Annotated in this window: 14 protein-coding genes and 3 pseudogenes; 7 read left to right on the top strand and 10 right to left on the bottom strand. The window is 46.0% G+C overall.

Annotation, left to right across the window (positions count from 1 at the left end; translation table 11 throughout):
* Window positions 1–92: 92 nt before the first annotated feature.
* On the bottom strand, window positions 93–422 hold the full coding sequence (locus tag ACPYIV_RS10600; protein ID WP_293734107.1) for a hypothetical protein: 330 nt from the start codon (window positions 420–422) through the stop codon (window positions 93–95).
* Window positions 423–728 carry an FtsB family cell division protein gene (locus ACPYIV_RS10595; protein WP_425882929.1) on the bottom strand — a complete coding sequence of 102 codons (306 nt, stop codon included), beginning with the start codon at window positions 726–728 and terminating at the stop codon, window positions 423–425.
* 71 nt (window positions 729–799) lie between these two features.
* Between ACPYIV_RS10595 and ACPYIV_RS10590 the strand changes: the two genes are divergently transcribed.
* A complete protein-coding gene (locus ACPYIV_RS10590; protein WP_425882927.1) occupies window positions 800–2,620 on the top strand; it encodes a DNA polymerase III subunit gamma/tau in 1,821 nt (606 codons plus the stop codon).
* Window positions 2,621–2,694: 74 nt separating this feature from the next.
* Here the strand turns inward: ACPYIV_RS10590 and ACPYIV_RS10585 are convergent, their stop codons facing one another.
* The 3 genes from ACPYIV_RS10585 to queC all read right to left on the bottom strand — a co-directional run bounded on the left by ACPYIV_RS10585 (window position 2,695) and on the right by queC (window position 4,719).
* A complete protein-coding gene (locus ACPYIV_RS10585; protein ID WP_293734104.1) occupies window positions 2,695–3,474 on the bottom strand; it encodes a 3-keto-disaccharide hydrolase in 780 nt (259 codons plus the stop codon).
* A gap of 113 nt (window positions 3,475–3,587) precedes the next feature.
* Entirely contained in the window at window positions 3,588–4,052 is a 465-nt protein-coding gene (gene queF / locus ACPYIV_RS10580; RefSeq protein WP_293734103.1) for a preQ(1) synthase, read from the bottom strand.
* Window position 4,053: 1 nt separating this feature from the next.
* Window positions 4,054–4,719, bottom strand: coding sequence for a 7-cyano-7-deazaguanine synthase QueC (gene queC / locus ACPYIV_RS10575; protein WP_293734102.1), 666 nt, complete (start codon window positions 4,717–4,719; stop codon window positions 4,054–4,056).
* Between the two features lie 232 nt (window positions 4,720–4,951).
* Here queC and ACPYIV_RS10570 point away from each other — a divergent pair, with 232 nt between their 5' ends.
* Entirely contained in the window at window positions 4,952–6,334 is a 1,383-nt protein-coding gene (locus ACPYIV_RS10570) for an OmpP1/FadL family transporter (RefSeq protein WP_425882924.1), read from the top strand.
* Between the two features lie 163 nt (window positions 6,335–6,497).
* Here the strand turns inward: ACPYIV_RS10570 and glgP are convergent, their stop codons facing one another.
* Together glgP and ACPYIV_RS10560 are read right to left on the bottom strand one after the other, a co-directional pair.
* Window positions 6,498–9,068, bottom strand: coding sequence for an alpha-glucan family phosphorylase (gene glgP / locus ACPYIV_RS10565; RefSeq protein WP_293734100.1), 2,571 nt, complete (start codon window positions 9,066–9,068; stop codon window positions 6,498–6,500).
* 108 nt (window positions 9,069–9,176) lie between these two features.
* The gene (locus tag ACPYIV_RS10560) at window positions 9,177–10,835 is read right to left on the bottom strand and encodes a glycosyltransferase (RefSeq protein WP_293734099.1); all 1,659 of its coding nucleotides are present in this window, start codon (window positions 10,833–10,835) and stop codon (window positions 9,177–9,179) included.
* Window positions 10,836–10,961: 126 nt separating this feature from the next.
* Between ACPYIV_RS10560 and ACPYIV_RS10555 the strand changes: the two genes are divergently transcribed.
* Genes ACPYIV_RS10555 through ACPYIV_RS10545 form a run of 3 tightly spaced genes read left to right on the top strand, consistent with a single transcriptional unit; the run spans window position 10,962 to window position 12,592 of the window.
* The gene (locus ACPYIV_RS10555) at window positions 10,962–11,246 is read left to right on the top strand and encodes a hypothetical protein (RefSeq protein WP_293734098.1); all 285 of its coding nucleotides are present in this window, start codon (window positions 10,962–10,964) and stop codon (window positions 11,244–11,246) included.
* Window positions 11,247–11,256: 10 nt separating this feature from the next.
* Window positions 11,257–11,802 (top strand): 1-acyl-sn-glycerol-3-phosphate acyltransferase, encoded by a 546-nt coding sequence (locus tag ACPYIV_RS10550; protein WP_293734097.1) that lies wholly within the window; start codon window positions 11,257–11,259, stop codon window positions 11,800–11,802.
* Between the two features lie 4 nt (window positions 11,803–11,806).
* On the top strand, window positions 11,807–12,592 hold the full coding sequence (locus tag ACPYIV_RS10545) for an amidohydrolase (protein WP_301705587.1): 786 nt from the start codon (window positions 11,807–11,809) through the stop codon (window positions 12,590–12,592).
* A 43-nt stretch (window positions 12,593–12,635) separates the two neighbouring features.
* Here the strand turns inward: ACPYIV_RS10545 and ACPYIV_RS10540 are convergent, their stop codons facing one another.
* Complete coding sequence (locus ACPYIV_RS10540) at window positions 12,636–14,936, bottom strand: ATP-binding protein (protein WP_425882920.1); 2,301 nt, start codon at window positions 14,934–14,936, stop codon at window positions 12,636–12,638.
* Window positions 14,937–15,398: 462 nt separating this feature from the next.
* Between ACPYIV_RS10540 and ACPYIV_RS10535 the strand changes: the two are divergent.
* Window positions 15,399–16,975 (top strand): annotated as a pseudogene (locus ACPYIV_RS10535) (RNA-binding domain-containing protein).
* Window positions 16,976–17,100: 125 nt separating this feature from the next.
* A pseudogene (locus ACPYIV_RS10530) lies at window positions 17,101–17,241 on the top strand (hypothetical protein); the annotation flags it as partial.
* 180 nt (window positions 17,242–17,421) lie between these two features.
* Here the strand turns inward: ACPYIV_RS10530 and ACPYIV_RS10525 are convergent.
* A pseudogene (locus ACPYIV_RS10525) lies at window positions 17,422–17,753 on the bottom strand (helix-turn-helix domain-containing protein); the annotation flags it as partial.
* A gap of 203 nt (window positions 17,754–17,956) precedes the next feature.
* On the bottom strand, window positions 17,957–19,876 hold the full coding sequence (gene dnaK, locus ACPYIV_RS10520) for a molecular chaperone DnaK (RefSeq protein ID WP_293739642.1): 1,920 nt from the start codon (window positions 19,874–19,876) through the stop codon (window positions 17,957–17,959).
* Window positions 19,877–19,952: the final 76 nt, after the last annotated feature.

Raw genomic sequence — 19,952 nt, 5'->3', positions numbered from 1 at the left:
TATTGTTCCCGTAATTGTGATTTTGACAATACCGCTAACTATATGTAGGTATTTTTCGTCTTTAACCTTCCCCGGGGTAGGGGAAGGTTGGATTAGTTTTCTTTCTTGGGAGCGACAAATGCCGTGTATAACTGGAGCAAGGCAGAAATGGTCAGGCAAATCACCCATTCTTTCCGCCCGCTGAACATCAGGGCGGATGCGAAAATGCACAGCAATCCGGCAAAAATATTGTAGCGGTGCAACCTGCGCCTGCGGAAATCCATTTCCTTGGTAGGCATCGTCAGATAGCTGACGGCTATACCGGCAGCACCTACGGCAAACAGGTAAGGTGCTACCGCCGGCAACGCCAGGTATAATCCCGCGCCGGCGAGCAACAGCAGGGCGGAGATATTGAAAACTATCGTTCTTACTTTTTCGTTCATTTACTTGTTCTTAATAATGTATACATCCTCGTTCGACTTTTTCATGAAATATTCTTCACGGGCAAAGCGTTCGAGGCCTTCCTTATCCGTATGCAGGTCGTTCAGCTTTTTGCTGTTGACTTCGATCTCATTCTGGTAATGCTTGATCTCTTTTTCCAGGCTGCGAATCTTTTCATCATAGGTATAACGCTTATACAGACTACTATCGCCCATTACAAAAGTCAGAGCGAAGAACACTATGGTTACCAGCCAGTAGGCATTGATCTTAGATAGATACTTGTTGTAAAAGTCTTTTATGCGTGACATCGGAACTTCGTTTTTGCAAAGGTAAATGAATTATTTTGTTTATCTTTGTCTTGTTAATAAAAAAGCAGAGAATGGATAATTATATTGTATCGGCAAGGAAATACCGTCCTTCTACTTTTCGTAGTGTGGTAGGGCAGAAGTCCTTGACTACTACACTTAAAAATGCAATACAAAGTAACAAGCTGGCTCATGCCTACCTCTTTTGCGGTCCCCGCGGAGTGGGTAAAACCTCTTGTGCCCGTATCTTTGCCAAGACGATCAATTGCCTGAATCCGACTGCCGACGGGGAAGCCTGTAACGAATGTGAGTCCTGCAAGGCTTTCAACGAGCAGCGTTCTTATAATATACACGAACTCGATGCGGCCTCCAACAACTCGGTAGACGATATCCGCGCCCTGATCGACCAGGTGCGTATTCCGCCTCCAATCGGAAAATACAAGGTGTTTATTATCGACGAGGTTCACATGTTAAGCTCGGCGGCTTTCAATGCGTTTCTGAAAACGTTGGAGGAGCCGCCCCATCATGCCTTGTTCATCCTGGCTACGACCGAGAAGCACAAGGTTTTGCCGACCATCCTGTCCCGCTGCCAGATATACGACTTTTCGCGTATCTCGATTGCCGATATGGTGGAACATCTGGAATACGTCTCTTCATGCGAAGGGGTGACGGCGGAACCGGAAGCCTTGAATGTGATTGCCCAAAAAGCGGATGGCGGTATGCGCGACGCGCTGTCCATCTTCGACCAGGTGGTCAGTTTCACAAATGGAAATATTACGTATCAGGCTGTTATCGATAACCTGAACGTCCTGGATTACGAATATTATTTCCGGCTGACGGATGCGATGCTTTCGGGCAACGTCAGGTCTGCCATCCTGATCCTGAATGATATATTGAGCAAAGGTTTTGACGGGCAGAATATTATAACCGGCCTGGCATCGCATTTCCGGGATTTGCTGGTGTGCAGGGATGAGTCTACTTTGATCTTGTTCGAGGTGGGGGCTTCCATCCGTGAACGGTATAAGGAGATGGCGAAACGCTGTTCCGACCAACTCTTGTTTAAGGCGATCGAATTGGCAAATACCTGTGACCTGAATTACCGGGCCAGCCGGAATAAACGCCTCCTATTGGAACTGACGCTTATCCAGCTTTGCCAGTTGAGCAGTGCCGGACAACCGGTCGATGATAAAAAAAAAGGGCTGATTGAACCGATCGCGTCAAACGGGCAGGGCCAGCCTCCTGCTGCCCAACCGCAACAGGCTGCAGCGGCTCAGACATATACCGTACAATCCGCTCCTCCTTTGCAGCGCCCGGTACAATCTCCGCAGGAAATGACGGGTGCGACTTCCCGCCAGCAGATGGTTTCCACTCATGTTCCGGCTTCTTCGACTGTTATTCCGCAGGCTCCTCCGGCGTCGGCTCCCAAGAGAATAGCACGTCCGCCCCAGTTCGGTACTTCCATTAAAGAGATAGGAATGGAGCATCCGAAGGCACAGGCGGCGACACAGGCTGCTGACGTGGTACAGGAAATGCAGAGCCCTTTCAGCCAGGATGCATTGGTACATTACTGGGATGCGTATGCCTCTGCGATCGATAAGAAGGTATATCTAAAAAATACGATGATCAATTGCAAGCCGGCCTTGCAGGATAATTATTATTTTGAAGTCTGCGTGCATAATCCCGGGCAGCAGGATGAGCTGACGAATAATTGTATCGATATCTTGGGCTTTCTGCGGATGCAGTTGAAGAATACCCGTATTCAGATGCGTGTCCGTATAGATGAAACGAATCAGAAGCATTTAGCCTATACGTCGGCGGAGAAGTATGAACATTTGCTGAATATAAATCCGGTTCTGGCTAAGTTGAAGGATGAGTTTAATCTGACACTTGACTAAATAGTTGAAAGGTGAAAGGTGGAAAGATGTATAAATTAAACTTTCACCTTTCACCTTTCACCTTTCACCTGAATTTACATTTCTCTGATCCAAACATTACGGAAGCTGATCGGCTCGCTGGGGTCGCCGTGAGACTGCAAACGGATCGGGCCTGCACCATGTTTTATGACTTTCGGGAAACCGATATATTCCGTAGTACCCAGGATAGTTGTGTTGTTCTGTAATACGATGCCATTCTGAATCACCGTAACGCGCGGCGGAACACGATAAGTGCCGTCTTCCTTGAAGATAGGAGCGGAATAGATGATGTCGTAGACATTCCATTCGCCCGGTTTACGCATGGCGTTTGCCAGAGGAGGCGTCTGTTTGTAGATACTACCGGTCTGTCCGTTCACGTATGTTTCGTTGTTGTAGCAATCCAAAACCTGGATTTCATACATGTCCTGCAAGAAGATACCGCTGTTGCCGCGTCCTTGGCTCTTGCCTGTGATATTTTTAGGTACGCACCATTCGATATGCAATTGGAAGTTCTCGAATTTTTGTTTTGTCAGGATATCGCCTTTCTTCTTGTCTACAGTGAAAACACCGTCTTTTACGATCCATTCGGCCGGCCCGCCGTTGGCGCTTTGCCAAGCGGAGAGATCTTTGCCGTCAAAGAGGACGATGGCATCGGAAGGAGCGCTGTTTGTTTTGATGTCGCCCGGAGTGACTACTTTCGGTTGCGGAGTCCAGTATTCGGACATTCCCGGTTTCATTTGTTCCTGTTCGGGATACTGTTTTTGTGCGCTTGCACTGATACAAGCTGTACAAGCCAGAGCTGCCAAAGCAGTCCTCATCGTGATACTTCTGTTCATGGTCTAAATTTTTTAATTAGGTTTAGAATTTACTGATTGCAAATGTATAAAAAACGGCAATACAGTAGCTCCTATATTGCCGTTTTTTTACAGAATGCCTTAAAAATCTTCCTTTATGGCTTGTGATTGAAAAGCCGTTGTTCTGCCAGTTGTTCATATTTTGTACCCGGCCGCCCGTAGTTGCAATACGGATAAATGCTGATCCCGCCGCGCGGTGTGAAAATACCGGTTACTTCGATATATTTGGGATCCATCAGCCGGATAAGGTCTTTCATGATGATATTGACACAATCTTCATGGAAGGCTCCGTGGCTGCGGAAGCTGAACAAATATAATTTCAGGCTCTTGCTCTCCACCATTTTAATATCGGGGATATAATCGATGTAGATGGTTGCAAAGTCCGGCTGGCCGGTGATAGGGCAGAGGCTTGTGAATTCCGGACAGTTGAAACGTACCCAGTAATCATTATCGGGATGCTTGTTTGTAAACGCTTCCAACACCTCCGGAGCATAATCCTGCTTGTACACGGTTGAACCTCCTAACAGGTGCAACTCATTTTCCTCTTTTCTTGTATCCATATTATCTTTTTTGTCTCTTTAGATATTTCTCTAATCCTTCGCGGCGTAGTTTGCAAGCGGGGCAATGTCCACAGCCTTCTGCCATGATGCCGTTGTAGCAGGTGAGGGTTTGGGTACGTACGAGGTCGAATACGCCCAATTCGTCGGAAAGTTCCCATACTTCGCTCTTATCCCGGTTCATGAGGGGGGTGTGGATCACGAACTGTTCGTCCATCGCCAGGTTCAGCGTGACGTTGAGGGAGCGGACGAATGTGTCGCGGCAATCGGGGTAACCGCTGAAATCGGCTTCCGACACGCCTGTCACTAAGTTGAAGATTCCTTTGCTGCGCGCCAGGATCGCTGCGAAGGTAAGGAATACCATGTTGCGCCCCGGAACGAACGTGTTCGGGTAGCTGTCCGCCGGTTTTTCCTGATCCATCGAAATGTCCGTATTCGTCAGCGAACAGTTCGGATCGAGCTGGCTGATCAACGACACGTCCAACAGGTGAAACGGTACTTGGGCGTCGGCTGCTATTTTTCGTGCAACCTCTATTTCCAAGGAATGTTTTTGTCCGTAAGTAAAACAAACGGCTTCTACGCGGGAGAAATGCTTCTTTGCCCAGAACAGGCAGGTCGTGGAGTCTTGTCCACCGGAGAAGCATACCAAAGCGGCTTCTTGATGTTTCATATCTTTCTTGTTTTTAATACGTGGTTTAGCAAGCACACGGAAAAGGAAACGGTCCTTTTCGGATGCAAAGATACTTTTTAAATTGACAATAGACAATTGATGATTGACAATTGGAAAGAATAAGTGTTGCACAATACGGATGGTTTTGTGCAGCACATTTTAGGTGAAAGTGTGCAATATTTAAAAAAAGTATATATCTTTGCCTCCGTTTTGTAATTAAGAAAAGTAAAGCATGAATAAAAAAGTAGTAGTAGGTGCGGCATTGATGATGATGCCTTTGGTTTCTTCTGCTGGTGGATATTTGACGAATACGAACCAGCATGCAGCCTTTTTAAGGTCACTTTCGCGAGGTGCGGCAATTGATATCGATGGCGCTTTGTCTAACCCGGCAGGCCTATCTTTTTTGCCGACAGACGGTTTCCGTGTGGGTGTGAGTATCCAAAGTGCTTTCCAGACCCGTGACATCGATGCCTCTTTCGGTACATACAATGGTTTTGATCCGGTGAATAAGGTGCCGACAGTAAGTGATACCCCTTATAAAAAGTATTACAAGGGTAAGGCGGCCGCTCCTGTGATCCCGAGTGTTTTTGCGGCATATAAAAAAGGAGATTGGACCATCTCCGGCTTCTTCGCCATTACGGGTGGGGGCGGTAAGGCTTCGTTTGACGATGGCTTGCCTATGTTCGAATCGGCGGCTATGGCAGGTATATTTATGGAAAGCTTGGGGAAATATGTGGCGTCAGGCGGCAAAAGTCCTATCGTTACTCCGGATATGTACACGATCAACAGTGCGATGGACGGCAGGCAGTATATCTATTCCGTGCAATTGGGATTAGGCTACAGGATCACCGATTGGCTTTCTGCCTTTGCCGGAGGCCGGATGAACTATTTCTCGGGAAACTACGACGGGTATCTGGATGCAAAGTTAAAAAAGGATTTCGGTGGAGCGGATTTGATGAACTTGGCTTTGGATTGCGACCAGACAGGTTGGGGGTTGACACCGGTCCTGGGGGTCGATGTCAAATATGGCAAATTCAACTTCGGGGCTAAATATGAATTCAAGACGAACTTGAACATCGAAAACAATACCAAGAAGTTGGATTATCCCGACAGTGCGGAAGATTTGGTCGGTCCGTACAAACATGGAGTGAATACGCCGAACGATATTCCTTCCATGCTTTCGGTGGCAGCCTCCTATCAGTTTTTACCCATGCTGAAGGCTTCGGTGGAGTATCATTTCTACGATGACAAGAAAGCGGGCATGGCCGGTGGAAAACAGAAAGAACTGGAAAGAGGCACGAACGAGTACCTCTTTGGCATAGAGTGGGACGTAATCAAGAGGTTGACCATCAGTGGTGGCGCCCAAATTACGGATTATGGTTTGTCTGACAATTTCCAAAGTGATGTCAGTTTCTACTGCGACTCTTATACGTTAGGCTTTGGGGCCAAGGTGATGCTAAGCGAAAAGATGGCATTGAATGTGGGCTATATGTGGACAACTTACCACGATTATACCAAGAAGATGGATGATTACTGCGGTACGAAACTTCCGGGACAGAATGTCTATAGCCGTACCAACAAAGTATTTGGCGTAAGTTTGGATTACGCTTTTTAAATCTGAAAGATACCTATATCGGTTGCTGCCCGTAACCAATAGCTTTAGGGATCGTAACCAATAGCTTTAGGGATCGTAAAGCATAGCTTTGTAATCGGTATAAAAAAAGAGGGAGCGTCAAACTCCCTCTTTTTTGTTTATTATTATGTTTGCTTGTTGTCGATTACATCTGGATCCAGCGAACGAATGCGAAGTCCATGCGGTGAGGCAATTCTTTGTTTACAGGGTAAACGCGGAAGCCCATCTTATGGAGGCCTGCTTCACTCGGAGTAGTCTTCAGTTCGAAGAACAATTTGGAACCTTCTTCCTTCATCAACTTGAACTGTTCGGATGCCAGGTATTCCAACTGATGGTTTTCAGGATTTTCTTTTGTGATAACCATTTCAACGCCCAACATACCTTTCAGCTCGTGGCGGTCGATAACCAGGTTGAACTTATAGTCTTTGCCTACAACCAATCCGTCGAGAGCCAAATCCTGTGAGCTGGTAAATGATTCGACCTGGAAGCTGTCCCAATGTTCAGCTACTTCCTCTTTCCATGCAGCGATTGCTTTGGCTTCGGCGAAGCCGTTTTCACGCAGGTGGGCGGAACGGGTTGCCAGCTTATTGTAGAAACGATTGATATAATCGTCCAACATACGTTTCATCGTATAGTCGGGAGCGATTTCAGACATCGAGTTCTTGATGTACTGGATCCATTCGGGAGAGTAGCCCTTACTGTTTTTAGCATAGTAAGTCGGGATGATCTCTGTTTCCAGGGTATGGTAGATGGTAGCGGCATCCAACTGATCCTGATACTGCTGGTTTTCGTAAGTACGCTTGTCGGTCAATGCCCAGCCTGCGCCCTGCTTGTAACCTTCGTACCACCATCCGTCCAATACGGAGAAGTTCAGAACACCGTTCATTTCCGCCTTTTCGCCAGATGTACCGGATGCTTCCAGAGGACGGGTCGGAGTGTTCAGCCAAACATCGACACCTGCGATCAGGTGACGGGCCAGACGCATATCGTAGTTTTCCAGGAAGATGATCTTACCTAAGAATTCCGGACGGCGGGAGATTTCGACAATGTGCTTGATCAAACCCTGTCCGCCACCATCGGCCGGGTGAGCTTTACCGGTGAATACGAACTGGATCGGATATTGTTCGTTGTTTACGATCTTGGCCAAACGATCCAGGTCTGTGAACAGCAGGTGAGCGCGTTTGTAAGTAGCGAAACGGCGACCGAAACCGATCAGCAGGGCGTTCGGGTTGATCTTGTCCAGGATGGAAACAACCTTAGCAGGGTCACCCTGGTTCTTCAGCCAGTTTGTCTTATACTGGTTTTTGATGTATTTGATCAGTTTGTTCTTCAGAGTCTTGCGGATAGCCCAGATGTCTTCGTCCGCAACGTTCTGAATGGCCTCCCAGTATAACTTGTTTGACTGATCCTTAAAGAATTTCTTATTGAAGTTTTCAGCAAAGAAACGTTTCCATTCGGTGGAAGCCCAAGTCGGCATGTGTACGCCGTTGGTAACATATCCAACGTGCAGTTCATCAGGGAAGTAACCTTTCCATACCGGAGCGAACATACGTTGCGACACTTTTCCGTGCAACCAGCTTACGCCGTTTGCTTCCTGGCAAGTGTTCAAAGCGAATACGCTCATGGAGAACTTTTCGTTCGATCCCGGGTTTTCGCGTCCCATATCGATGAATTCCTGCCAGCTGATACCCAGTTTGCCCGGGAATTCACCCATGTAGCGGCCGAACAGACCTTCGTCGAAGTAGTCGTGACCTGCCGGAACCGGTGTGTGGACGGTGTACAAGGCGGAAGCGCGTACAACTTCCAGAGCCTGGTTGAATGACAGATTGTCGTTCTGGATGTAGTCCACCAGACGCTGTGCGTTGATTAACGCGGCATGTCCTTCGTTGCAGTGGTAAATCTGTTTCTTGATGCCCAGCTTGTTCAGCATCAGGATACCGCCGATACCCAACAGATATTCCTGTTTCATGCGGTTTTCCCAATCGCCGCCATACAACTGGTGCGTGATGGAACGGTCCCATTCGCTGTTCTGAGGAATATCCGTATCCATCAAATATAAAGGAACGCGTCCTACGCTTACTTTCCAGATGTGCGCATAAACGGTGCGGCCGGGGTAGGGCACTTCCAATACCATCGGTTCGCCGTTAGCTTGCATGACCTGGGTAAGGGGCAGCGCGTTGAAGTTTTGCGGTTCGTAGTTGGCAATCTGCTGTCCTTCCATAGACAGAGATTGTGTAAAGTAACCGTAGCGGTACAGGAAACCTACCGCAGTCAGGTCGATGTTGCTGTCGCTGGCTTCCTTCAGGTAGTCACCAGCCAATACACCCAGACCGCCGGAATAGATTTTCAGCACGTTTGTCAAACCATATTCCATGCTGAAATAAGCGACAGACGGTTTTGTCTGATCCGGCTTAACATTTACATAATCCTTGAATATCGAGTAAACTGCTTTGATTTCCGCCATCAGGACGTCATCTGCCAGGATTTCCTCAATACGCTTGTAAGACAGGCTTTGAAGTAAAAGTACGGGGTTACCTTCTGTTGATGCCCAGAGTTCAGGATCGATCTTACCGAATAATTTGGCTCCTTCATGGTTCCATACCCACCATAAATTTGTAGCCATTTCATATAGAGGCTGTAATTGCTCGGGGAGCATAGAATGGGAATAGATATCCTTCCAAATCGGGCTGTTTGCGTTATTCGCTTTGATTTTCATTATTATGAAGTTTAAAATGTTTCAATTACTATTTTAATATTATATAATCTCTTCTTTTGTTTAAAATGCTGCAAAGATAGGGATTATCTGTTTTATTATGAGCGTATTTTAATTATTTCTTTTGTTTGCACGCTCCAAAGCGATCCTGAAAGCCTCTTCATAGTAAACAATGAATTTGCTCCATTCGGCTTTAGCAGCCAGGTTGAAACTGCGTTTCCGGATTTCTGCCACATCCTTTTTATCCTTTCCGGCAAGCGTCAGGATCGAGGAGGTGATGGCATCTGCAACTTCGAAATAATTGAAATCGTCACGGTTCACTACGGCTACACCTTCGTTGATATTGCTACCCGTCACATGCTTCTTCGCCCATAAACCGAAACCGGCAAGGTCGGTGGTGATGGTCGGAATCCCGAATGCGATACTTTCCAGCGGAGTGTATCCCCAGGGTTCGTAATAGGAGGGATAAACGGTGGCATCCATACCGATCAGCAGGTCGTAATAGGGTTTGTTGAGGATACCGTCGCGTCCGTCTAAATAGCAAGGCACGAAAATGATTTTCAGCTTGTCGGTTGCCGAATTGGTAAAACCGGCGTGGGAGATATAGTTCAGCACCTTGTCTTGCTCCATCAGGTTCAGCCAATGTGTGACGAATGGCATTTGCATGGGTGAAGTGGTGCGGATATTCTTGTCGATGACTTCTTTCAGGTCTGCGCGTGCATCGCGTACCCAGGCGGGGACCATGATGAAGGCGACGACTTCGCGTTGAAGCCTTCCGGAAGTGCGTACCCGGTTCATTGCCTCGATAAAGACATCGATGCCTTTGTTGCGGTATTCATAGCGGCCGCTGGTGGAAACCAGGAAAGCATCCGTCGAAATAGGGCATCCGAGCAGTTTCTCTGCGACGTTGAGCAGGTCGCGGCGGGCGGCCGTACGCTTTTTCTCGTATTCTTTTTTGGCTGGGACGAAGTTGGGTTCGAAGCCGTTCGGCGTGACGATGTCCGGGGCTTTGTCCAGCAATTGTTTACACTCGCGAGCCGTGATGTCGCTTACCGTTGTAAAGCAGTCTACATGCAGGGCTGTCTGTTTTTCCAGCGAATGTTTCGCTTCCATGTTCAGCTCTTTCGCCATTTGGTCGCCGTTATATCCGTCCATGTAAGCATACAGGGCTTTGTTGTTTCCGGCGATGGAACGGCCGATAGAGGTGGCGTGTGTCGTGAAGAGCGTTGCGATGGCCGGGATTTGCTTTTGGATGTAAAGCGCACCCATTCCCAGCATCCATTCGTTAAACAGAGCTGCAACTTTTTTGTTTTCCAACTTGTAGAAATGGTAGAAGCTTTCGATGACCTTACCTACTGCGTAAGCGAAGATGCAGGATTCGTCGTAGTCGCCGTATGCATGGATCGAGTCTACGCGGAAACTTTCCCACATCGAGTAGAAAAAGGAATCCCTTTCTTTGAAGAAAGGTTTAAAATCTACTAAGATTACGGGAGGTTTTCCCGGAACATTCCATCGGCCTACTTTTACTTTCAGATTCTCTGTGGTCTTCGTATAAGCTCTCCAGTCAGCAAACAGAACATCGTCTTCAATAAAGTCGGGAGCGTTTGTGTTAGCCCACACATCAGGTCCTATAAAAATCAGTTTATCTTTAAAAGATTGTTGCAACGTATGCGCTTTCGTTGAAAGGACGGTATAGATACCTCCTACTTTGTTACATACTTCCCAACTGCTCTCGAAAAGATATTCTGGCGTTGTTGATATATTATCCATAAACGATTTTGTTTATTATCAGATATTTTGGGGGACAAAGATACGAATTTTTATCTTTTTTTCAACGATAGGGCTTGTTTAATGAATGAATTATGTAGATTTGTAGATATTTTAATGTAAACGATTATGGCTAAAAGAAGAATTTTAAAGAAAGACATCAGCTATGTAGCTGGCGATTTGTTTTCAGAAGCATTGGTCTGTATGCTGTATATCCCTGGAGTCGATTCGGCGAAGGCTGACGTAGTGATGGCGAGAATACTCGATATGCAGGATGAATTTATTCGTCGTGCCAACCGTCCGGACGGAAAAGAAAACAAAAAACGGGTGAAAGAGTACTACCGTAAATTACGGACAGACCTGCAAACGGAAATAAACGCAATAGCAACTGAAATCGGAGAGTTGAGCAAATAGAAAGTAAAGAATGAAGAAAGCTATAAGTAAGGCGCTTCTTCGCTTAGCGGGCTGGAAACTGGGACCGTTGGTCGAGGATGTGCCTAAATGTGTGATATGCGTGGCTCCGCATACCAGTAACTGGGATTTTATCGTAGGGAAGTTGTTTTATACCTCGATCGGGCGTAATGCCAGTTTCCTGATTAAGAAGGAATGGTTCTTTTTCCCGTTCAACCTGTTGTTTAACTGGCTGGGCGGCGTGCCTGTGGATCGCCATAAACGGACCTCGGTGACGGATCAGATGGTGGAACAATTCAATCACCGGAAAGAATTTCAGCTGGCCGTGACTCCCGAAGGAACACGCAAGCGGGTGAATGACTGGAAAAGGGGGTTCTACTATATCGCACAAAAAGCCAATGTGCCTATCCTGATGGCCTATTTCGACTACAAAAAGAAAGAGGCCGGTTTCAAAGGAGTATTCTATCCCACGGGTGATGCGGATAAAGATATCCGTGAGATCCGTGAGCATTACAGGGATGTGACAGCTTGTCACCCGGAAAACTTTGTTCAAATTTAATATTATGGCAGACAATTTGCGTATCAGTATGGTCCAGTCCCATATTATCTGGGAGGACAGAGATGAAAACCTGGGTTATTATGGAGAATTGCTCCGGCGTGTCAGCGGTAAGACCGACATTGCTGTTTTGCCGGAAACGTTTACAACGGGCTTCTCCATGGAAGTTGAAAAACTGGCCGACACGATGGACGGGCCGACTATCCCTACCGTCAAGGGGTGGGCGAAGAAGTATAAGCTTGCTGTGGCAGGCAGTTTCATTGCGAAAGAAGACGGGAAATATTTTAACCGCGCTTTCTTTATCACTCCTGACGGTGAAACTTATTTGTATGACAAGCGGCACCTGTTCCGGATGGCTGGCGAGGACCAGCATTTTACGGCCGGGGACAAACGGACCATCGTACGGTATAAGGACTGGAACATCTGTTTGCAAGTTTGCTATGATCTTCGTTTCCCGGTTTGGAGCCGGAATGCGAACAATGAATATGATCTGCTGATCTATGTCGCCAATTGGCCTGAGGCCCGTAAGAAGGTTTGGAAGACATTGCTCCAGGCACGTGCGATGGAGAATATGGCATACGTCTGCGGGGTGAACCGGGTCGGGATCGATGGTAAGGGGTTTGTGTACCGGGGCGATTCCATGATCTTCTCTCCGAAAGGTAAAAAGCTGGCCGATGCCGGCAAACGGGAAGAAGTAACCCGTACTTGCACCCTTACGCGTGCGGATCTCGAGGAACTAAGGGCTAAATTCCCGGCGTGGAAAGATGCGGATGCGTTTGTTATAAGCGAATGATAGGTAAAGAGGCTGTTGCAGGAATAAGGAGCAACAGCCTTTTTTATTTGTTCTCCTGACGTACCGGCAGATCGATCGTAAAGCAACTTCCTTTTCCCTCTTCTGATCTTAGACCGATTTCTCCTCCGAAACGTTTGACGATTACCTGGCAGATAGCCAATCCTAATCCTGTTCCCTGCGCGAATTCATTCAGTTTGTTGAACCGTTCGAATACGGCTTTCTGTTGTTTTTCAGGAATGCCGATACCGGTGTCTTCTATAAATATGGAAACGGAGGAATCTCCTGTTTTGTAGCTGTAACCGATTTTTATAAATCCTTCTTTAGTGAATTTGGCGGCATTATTGATGAAGTTTGTGATAACCTGCGTCAGCCGGCAATGATCGGTCTCGATAATAGCGGGAGTTTCGGGGGTTTCTTTGATCAACTCTACCTGCTTGGGCATCAATAGCTGGTGGGTATGATAGATGTCGTTTATCAGATCCGTCAGATTGATGGAAGCGAAGGTGAAGTCCATATGTCCGGATTCGATACGCGATAAATCCAGAATATCGTTGATAAGTTTTAAAAGGAGTTCGCAGTTGGAATTGATTAGTTTTATGAATTCTTGTTTTTCTTCAACATTCAATTCGACTTCTTCGCTTACAATGATATTGGAAAATCCGACAATGGCATTCAGTGGGGTGCGGATCTCATGGCTCATATTCGCAAGGAAGGTCGATTTCATCTTATCGGATTCTTCCGCTTTTCGGCGGGCGTCTATCAACTCCTGTTCCGCTTCTTTTACCTGTTGGATATTCAGGCATAGACCGCTGAAAATGTTTTCTTCTATATTATAGGTATACCGGTATTCCCACCATTGATACCCTTTCCCGTTAAAGTTGCAGCGGGTTTGGGAAATGTTTTTCTGTAGCAATCCCCGGTGTGCTCTGTCTACGTTATGAAGAACTTTTTGCGCATCTTCGGGCAGGAGGTAAGAAATGTATTTATCTATAGAAAGCGGTTTCGGTTCCAGTCCGGCGACAGAATAGAAATCGTTGTCGAAATAGAAATAGTTGTTTTTCAATTGAAAGGCGAAGACTCTACCGCCGGCGAGAGCCAGGGAAAGGAATCTTTCCCCTTTTTTCAGACTCTCCTGTGCCTGTTGTTTGTTTTTGTTTTCCCTCCGGTAAAGGCGCAAAAGGGAAAGGATGACTACTATAATGCTTGTAGCCAATATGCATCCGAGGAAGATAAGATGCATTTTATATCGCTCTGCAAAAGGCATATTGATAATCAGGCAGTCTTCCGGCAGCTTATTCAGTGGAATATGCCAACGTTCCAGCTCTTTCCAGTCTGCCATATAGAACTTGGATGCTTCGACTACCGGAGTGCCCTGTCGTTTTTTGCCCTTTAGTATGTTCGAAACAGCTTTGACGGATGATTTGTATTGCTCTTCAATGGGAGTGATGTAGCCGCCCAAAATGCCACGTCCAAGCCCGAATCCCTCATTGATGACGGTACAGGTCGGGCTGCTGGCCAGCAAACCGAGGCGCTGGGAGGAAAAATCCCACTTACATTGAACGAAATTCGAATATCGTCCCAAGCTTGAAAGCACCCATAACAAGTCGTTGGAGGAAGATTCCCTCGAGTCGATAAGGCTGTATTCCATTTTGGAGGGTTCTTGGAACATGACTTTCGTATTGGTCTTGATGCTGTCGATTTTAAAGTAGAAAGATCCGTTCTCTTCCAACACGTAGGATGAACTTCCTATCTTATCGATTCCTACCGTATGCAGATCTTTAAGCAGGCTCCGGGTTGCCTGGTGTCCCAGATAGGTATTGTCCGTCCAGAAATGCAATCGCCTCGGTCCGAAAAGGACTTCTATAAAATGGATGGTTTTTAAGTATTCCGGTTTGTCCCAGAATCCCGTGATGTTCGGATACTGCTTCAGTAATTTCCAGTTTGGAAAGTTCACTCCGGCAAAAACTACAGGTATTTGTTTCGCTACAGGATGTTGGCAAGCCATTAAAGAATAGGTTGCCTGGTCGTCATAAACAAGGATCGCTTCCGGAGCCCAGCCGGCAATGGTGTCAAGGAAACCGTACATCCGAAGAAGTTCATCCTTCTCCAGGTAACTGTCGCAATCCAGGTAAAAAGTTTTGATATCAGCCTTAATGTTTTGTTTGTGAAATTCGTGATCTATCTTTTCCTCGCTGTTTTTATACCCGATATATTCCGGTTCAAAGGATTGGATAATAAGAATCTTTCGTTTTTCATCGGATAAACGGTCTTTACAGGATATCCCAGCCAGTAAAAGCAGAATTCCGATAAAGCAGGAAATATGTACAATAAACCTTTTTTGCATAAAGTTCAGTAACTCTTTTACCCTGGTAAATTTCAAGAACAGATTCAAGTTTATAATTTTTACAAAGGTAGGTGAATATGCAATGATAATCAAAGGTATTTTGTATATTTTTCATATACCTCCCGGATAAAAAAGAAAAAGCGACTGTCAGACTTTCATCCGACAATCGCTTTTCGATCTTATGTGGAAAATGTTTGTTTACTTCACCTCCTCAAAGTCAACGTGATATATCTATCAGCGACTTGCATACACGTGTTGCAAATATAACGCAAACCCGAAAATAAGCATCCATAAGCAACACACGCTCTTGCTCACAAAAGTACGATTTTTATTCATAAATAACGAGATGTAAACGCATAAAAATCAAAAGAAAGCGATGTTTTTAACAGATTCTTCGGTTTTATCCTTACTTTTGTGTATGATATTGGGGGAGGGGTACACCCAAACAACAATAAGGAAACTATGCAAATACATAACAATACATTGATAGCGGAATGCTCAGCTTACGATTTCAAGGAAATGCTGGAGCGTAAGAAAGTGAAGTCGTGGCTTAAATCCGTGTCGGCATTTGCCAATACGGACGGTGGCAGTTTGTTCTATGGAGTGAATGATGACGGCGTAATTGTAGGGTTGGAGAATCCACAAGCCGATGCTGATTTTATCAGTGAAATGATAAAGGCACGACTTGACCCTGTGCCGGAAGTTCAGCTTATTCCGATAGAACACGAAGGGGATACCCTGCTTGAAGTGAAAGTAAAGGCAGGAACGCTTCACCTTATTATTACTATCAGGATGGAACACGTACCGCATATGTACGAGTTGGCAATGAAAGCGTGGAGTGTAATTCGCAACAACTTCTTTCATTGGTATTGAAAGGTACGCACATGACTTGGGATTCACTGCCTACCCAAGTGGATGCCAGCAAACATTCTTTCATCATTCTCGCCAATACTTTCCGTGAGCAAACCCATCAGGAATGGAATGACAAGTATCTGGAATCATTCGGACTGGTAACTCCTGACGGTAAACTTACCAATGCCGGATTGCTGTTTGTGGATAATTGTACCGTATTCCAATCGCGTATTTTCTGTACCCGTTGGACTGGACTCTATAAAGATGATGCCATCAGTTCCGTAGAGCATCGGGCTAACCTTGTATTGCTATTGAAATACGGCATGGACTTCATCAAGAACTATACCATGAGTGGTTGGGTGAAGATGCCGAACTATCGTCTAAACCTCCCCGACTATTCAGACCGTGCCATCTTCGAAGGATTGGTAAACCACCTTATCCATCGGGATTACACCGTGATGGGCGGTGAAGTACATATCGATATTTACGATGACCGTGTAGGACTGGTATCACCTGGTGCAATGCTTGATGGTACGCAGATTCAAGACTGAGATATATACAAAGTGCCATCCATGCGCCGTAACCCCGTCATTGCAGACATGTTCACACAGTTGGACTATATGGAGAAACGTGGCTCCGGCTTACGCAAGATGCGAGAGCTCACGGAGAAGTTGCCCAATTTCCTGCAAGGCAAAGAACCGCAATATCAAACGGAAGCGACCTCTTTCTACACCACGTTCTATAATTTGAACTGGAACGAAAACGGAAGAATACCTGTGGAAGAAGTAGCCGACAGGGTAAATAGTACCCTCGAAAAGTACCCTGTAAATGAAGAGAGTTCGGTAGTAAAGTTCGGTGTAAACAGCAAAAGTTCGGAGAAAACCTTTGGTGATACGCAAGAAAGTTCGGAGAAAGGTTCGGAGATAATGCAAAAAGGTTCGGAGAAAAAGTTCGGAGATTCGAAAAACAAATCTAAAAGCATTGGGAAAACCGCACAAAAGATTATTGATTTCGTCATTTCCGACCCATCAATGTCTGCAGAAACAATGGCCTATAAAATAGGAATAAGCTCCCGAGCCGTAGAAAAACATATTTCAAAGCTTCGTTCTATGGGAATTTTGTCTCGTGAAGGAGCAGACCATGGTGGCTATTGGCGCATAATTGTTAACCCTCAGACTGAGCAATAAACTTGTGGGACCATCTTTCATACATTGTAGACAAATCACTCGGACAACAGATAGAAACTTATCTGCCAGCGAACATCCACAAACTGGAATATCAAATAGAAGCTGTAAAGAGGTGTATCGGCATTATGCACGAACATGGTGGCTTTATGTTGGCAGACGTGGTGGGACTTGGCAAGACGATTATTGGTACGCTCATCATCAAGCGTTTCTTGTCCGTACCAGAAGACGATGGACGAGAACGTAAAGTATTGGTCATTACTCCTCCTGCCATTCAATCGGGTTGGAAGAAGACTATAGCCATGTTCGACAAAGATTCTGACGAGAAGATTGCGCCATACATTGACTTTATTACAACTGGACGCATCGGAAATGTTGCCGAAGATGAAAGCTGCGAAGATGACGATGACGACAGCCTCAATTCTGGCGATTTTGATGGAATACTCCAAGAAGTGTTCATCCATATACTGCCGGCTAAGGCGTACAGACGCTGGCCAAAATTGTATGATGGTATCAAGCCCTGCCGTATCATACGATAAAGTACATCTTTGCTAATACCGTAAATCAACATAGACTCTTTAACTGTCAGATACCCCTTGCTGGATGGTATTCGCCTAACCAATGCTTGACGTATCGCCTCTTTCTCTTTTGCGACTTCTTTTTTCTTATACGCTCTCTTGGAACAAGCCGGACAACAATACTTCGACACTAATGTCGGAGGAGTAAAGATTTTACCGCACTCCTCGCAACTTCTTTGAATGATGTAATTCCCTCTTGGCATATTCTTCTCGTTTTAAATGGTTTATATCAATCTAAGTTGTACCTTATCGCCAAATAAGACGTGTCGCAAACATGTCGCAAATAAGAGATAAAAAAGCCCATAGAAAACGCATAGCAACCATGAACCCCATAAATGTGAAAAGCGTGCAACTCATTGAGCTGCACGCTTTTGCTTATTGTTTATTATCTGTTTCCTTATCGGAATCACTTCACCTCCTCAAAATCAACATCCGTCACACCGCCATCCTGCTTGTTGCTGTTCCCGGCGTTGCCACCAGCCTGCTGACCGAAGTCAGGGCCCGGTTGTGCGCCACCCTGGGCGTTCTGGGCGTTGTACATTTCCTGGCTTGCAGCCTGGAATACACTGTTCAGTTCAGCCATAGCAGTATCGATACCGGCGATATCCTGAGCCTTGTGAGCTTCTTTCAGCTTGTTCAGGGCCGCTTCGATAGGAGCTTTTTTGTCTGCCGGAAGTTTGTCACCCAGATCTTTCAATTGTTTTTCAGTCTGGAAGATCATGCTGTCGGCCTGGTTCAGTTTGTCGATACGTTCTTTTTCCTTCTTATCTGCTTCGGCATTTGCCTGAGCTTCTTCTTTCATACGTTTAACTTCGTCATCGCTCAAACCGCTGGAAGCCTCGATACGTATGCTTTGTACTTTTCCGGTGCCTTTGTCCTTGGCAGATACATTCAAGATACCGTTTGCATCGATATCGAAAGTAACTTCGATCTGAGGAACGCCACGTTGTGCGGCAGGAATTCCGTCGAGGTGGAAACGACCGATCGATTTGTTGTCTTTTGCCAGTGAACGTTCACCCTGCAATACGTGGATTTCAACAGAAGGCTGGTTGTCAACAGCAGTTGTAAATGTTTCAGACTTCTTGGTTGGAATAGTCGTATTGGCTTCGATCAACTTGGTCATTACGCCACCCATTGTTTCGATACCTAATGACAACGGAGTAACATCGAGCAACAGTACGTCTTTTACTTCACCTGTCAATACACCACCCTGGATAGCAGCACCTACAGCTACCACTTCGTCCGGGTTGACACCTTTTGACGGAGCCTTACCGAAGAATTTTTCAACGATGGCCTGTACAGCTGGAATACGTGTCGAACCACCTACCAAGATTACTTCGTCGATGTCGGAAGTACTCAAACCTGCATCTTTCAAAGACTGGCGGCACGGTTCGATACAAGCCTGGATCAGGTTGTCTGCCAATTGTTCGAATTTAGCACGTGTCAGTGTCTTGACCAAGTGCTTTGGAATACCGTTTACCGGCATGATATACGGCAGGTTGATTTCCGTGCTTGTCGTGCTTGACAATTCGATCTTGGCCTTTTCGGCAGCTTCTTTCAAACGTTGCAAAGCCATCGGGTCCTTACGCAGGTCGACGCCTTCTTCGCGCAGGAATTCTTCTGCCAACCAGTCGATGATCACATGGTCGAAGTCGTCACCACCGAGGTGGGTATCACCGTTTGTCGATTTAACTTCAAACACGCCGTCGCCCAGTTCCAGGATAGAGATATCGAATGTACCGCCACCCAAGTCGAAAACGGCGATTTTCATATCTTTGTTTGTCTTGTCCAGACCGTAAGCCAACGAGGCAGCTGTCGGTTCGTTTACGATACGGCGAACGTTCAAACCTGCGATTTCACCGGCTTCCTTAGTTGCCTGCCGCTGTGCATCGCTAAAATATGCAGGAACGGTGATGACAGCTTCTGTTACTTCTTGTCCCAGATAATCTTCAGCTGTTTTCTTCATTTTCTGAAGTACCATAGCCGAGATTTCTTGCGGAGTGTACAGGCGGCCTTCGATGTCTACACGCGGAGTGTTATTATCGCCACGTACTACTTTGTAAGGCACGCGATTAATTTCTTTTGTTACCTGATCGTACGTTTCACCCATGAAACGCTTGATAGAGAATATTGTTTTTTCCGGGTTTGTGATCGCCTGACGTTTTGCAGGGTCACCAACTTTACGTTCACCACCTTCAATGAATGCAACGATTGAAGGTGTAGTTCTTTTACCTTCGCTGTTAGCAATTACAACCGGTTCGTTACCTTCCAGTACGGCAACACAAGAGTTGGTTGTTCCTAAGTCAATTCCGATAATTTTTCCCATAATTTTCTACTATTTTAATTGTTATTATTTTTCTTGTATTTGCTTTTCTCTTTCGAGTTGCATTAACTATTCTACA

The organism is Parabacteroides vesiculifaciens (assembly GCF_049860805.1).
GTDB lineage: Bacteria > Bacteroidota > Bacteroidia > Bacteroidales > Tannerellaceae > Parabacteroides.
Note: the sequence above shows the minus strand (reverse complement) of the source record. Positions and strands in the feature narration are given on the sequence as shown.

What these genes read in the sequence shown, in the direction of transcription:
- ACPYIV_RS10600 (WP_293734107.1), bottom strand. Translation starts at nt 422, where the DNA reads ATGAACGAAAAAGTAAGAACGATAGTTTTCAATATCTCCGCCCTGCTG.
- ACPYIV_RS10595 (WP_425882929.1), bottom strand. Translation starts at nt 728, where the DNA reads ATGTCACGCATAAAAGACTTTTACAACAAGTATCTATCTAAGATCAAT.
- ACPYIV_RS10590 (WP_425882927.1), top strand. Translation starts at nt 800, where the DNA reads ATGGATAATTATATTGTATCGGCAAGGAAATACCGTCCTTCTACTTTT.
- ACPYIV_RS10585 (WP_293734104.1), bottom strand. Translation starts at nt 3,474, where the DNA reads ATGAACAGAAGTATCACGATGAGGACTGCTTTGGCAGCTCTGGCTTGT.
- queF (WP_293734103.1), bottom strand. Translation starts at nt 4,052, where the DNA reads ATGGATACAAGAAAAGAGGAAAATGAGTTGCACCTGTTAGGAGGTTCA.
- queC (WP_293734102.1), bottom strand. Translation starts at nt 4,719, where the DNA reads ATGAAACATCAAGAAGCCGCTTTGGTATGCTTCTCCGGTGGACAAGAC.
- ACPYIV_RS10570 (WP_425882924.1), top strand. Translation starts at nt 4,952, where the DNA reads ATGAATAAAAAAGTAGTAGTAGGTGCGGCATTGATGATGATGCCTTTG.
- glgP (WP_293734100.1), bottom strand. Translation starts at nt 9,068, where the DNA reads ATGAAAATCAAAGCGAATAACGCAAACAGCCCGATTTGGAAGGATATC.
- ACPYIV_RS10560 (WP_293734099.1), bottom strand. Translation starts at nt 10,835, where the DNA reads ATGGATAATATATCAACAACGCCAGAATATCTTTTCGAGAGCAGTTGG.
- ACPYIV_RS10555 (WP_293734098.1), top strand. Translation starts at nt 10,962, where the DNA reads ATGGCTAAAAGAAGAATTTTAAAGAAAGACATCAGCTATGTAGCTGGC.
- ACPYIV_RS10550 (WP_293734097.1), top strand. Translation starts at nt 11,257, where the DNA reads ATGAAGAAAGCTATAAGTAAGGCGCTTCTTCGCTTAGCGGGCTGGAAA.
- ACPYIV_RS10545 (WP_301705587.1), top strand. Translation starts at nt 11,807, where the DNA reads ATGGCAGACAATTTGCGTATCAGTATGGTCCAGTCCCATATTATCTGG.
- ACPYIV_RS10540 (WP_425882920.1), bottom strand. Translation starts at nt 14,936, where the DNA reads ATGCAAAAAAGGTTTATTGTACATATTTCCTGCTTTATCGGAATTCTG.
- dnaK (WP_293739642.1), bottom strand. Translation starts at nt 19,876, where the DNA reads ATGGGAAAAATTATCGGAATTGACTTAGGAACAACCAACTCTTGTGTT.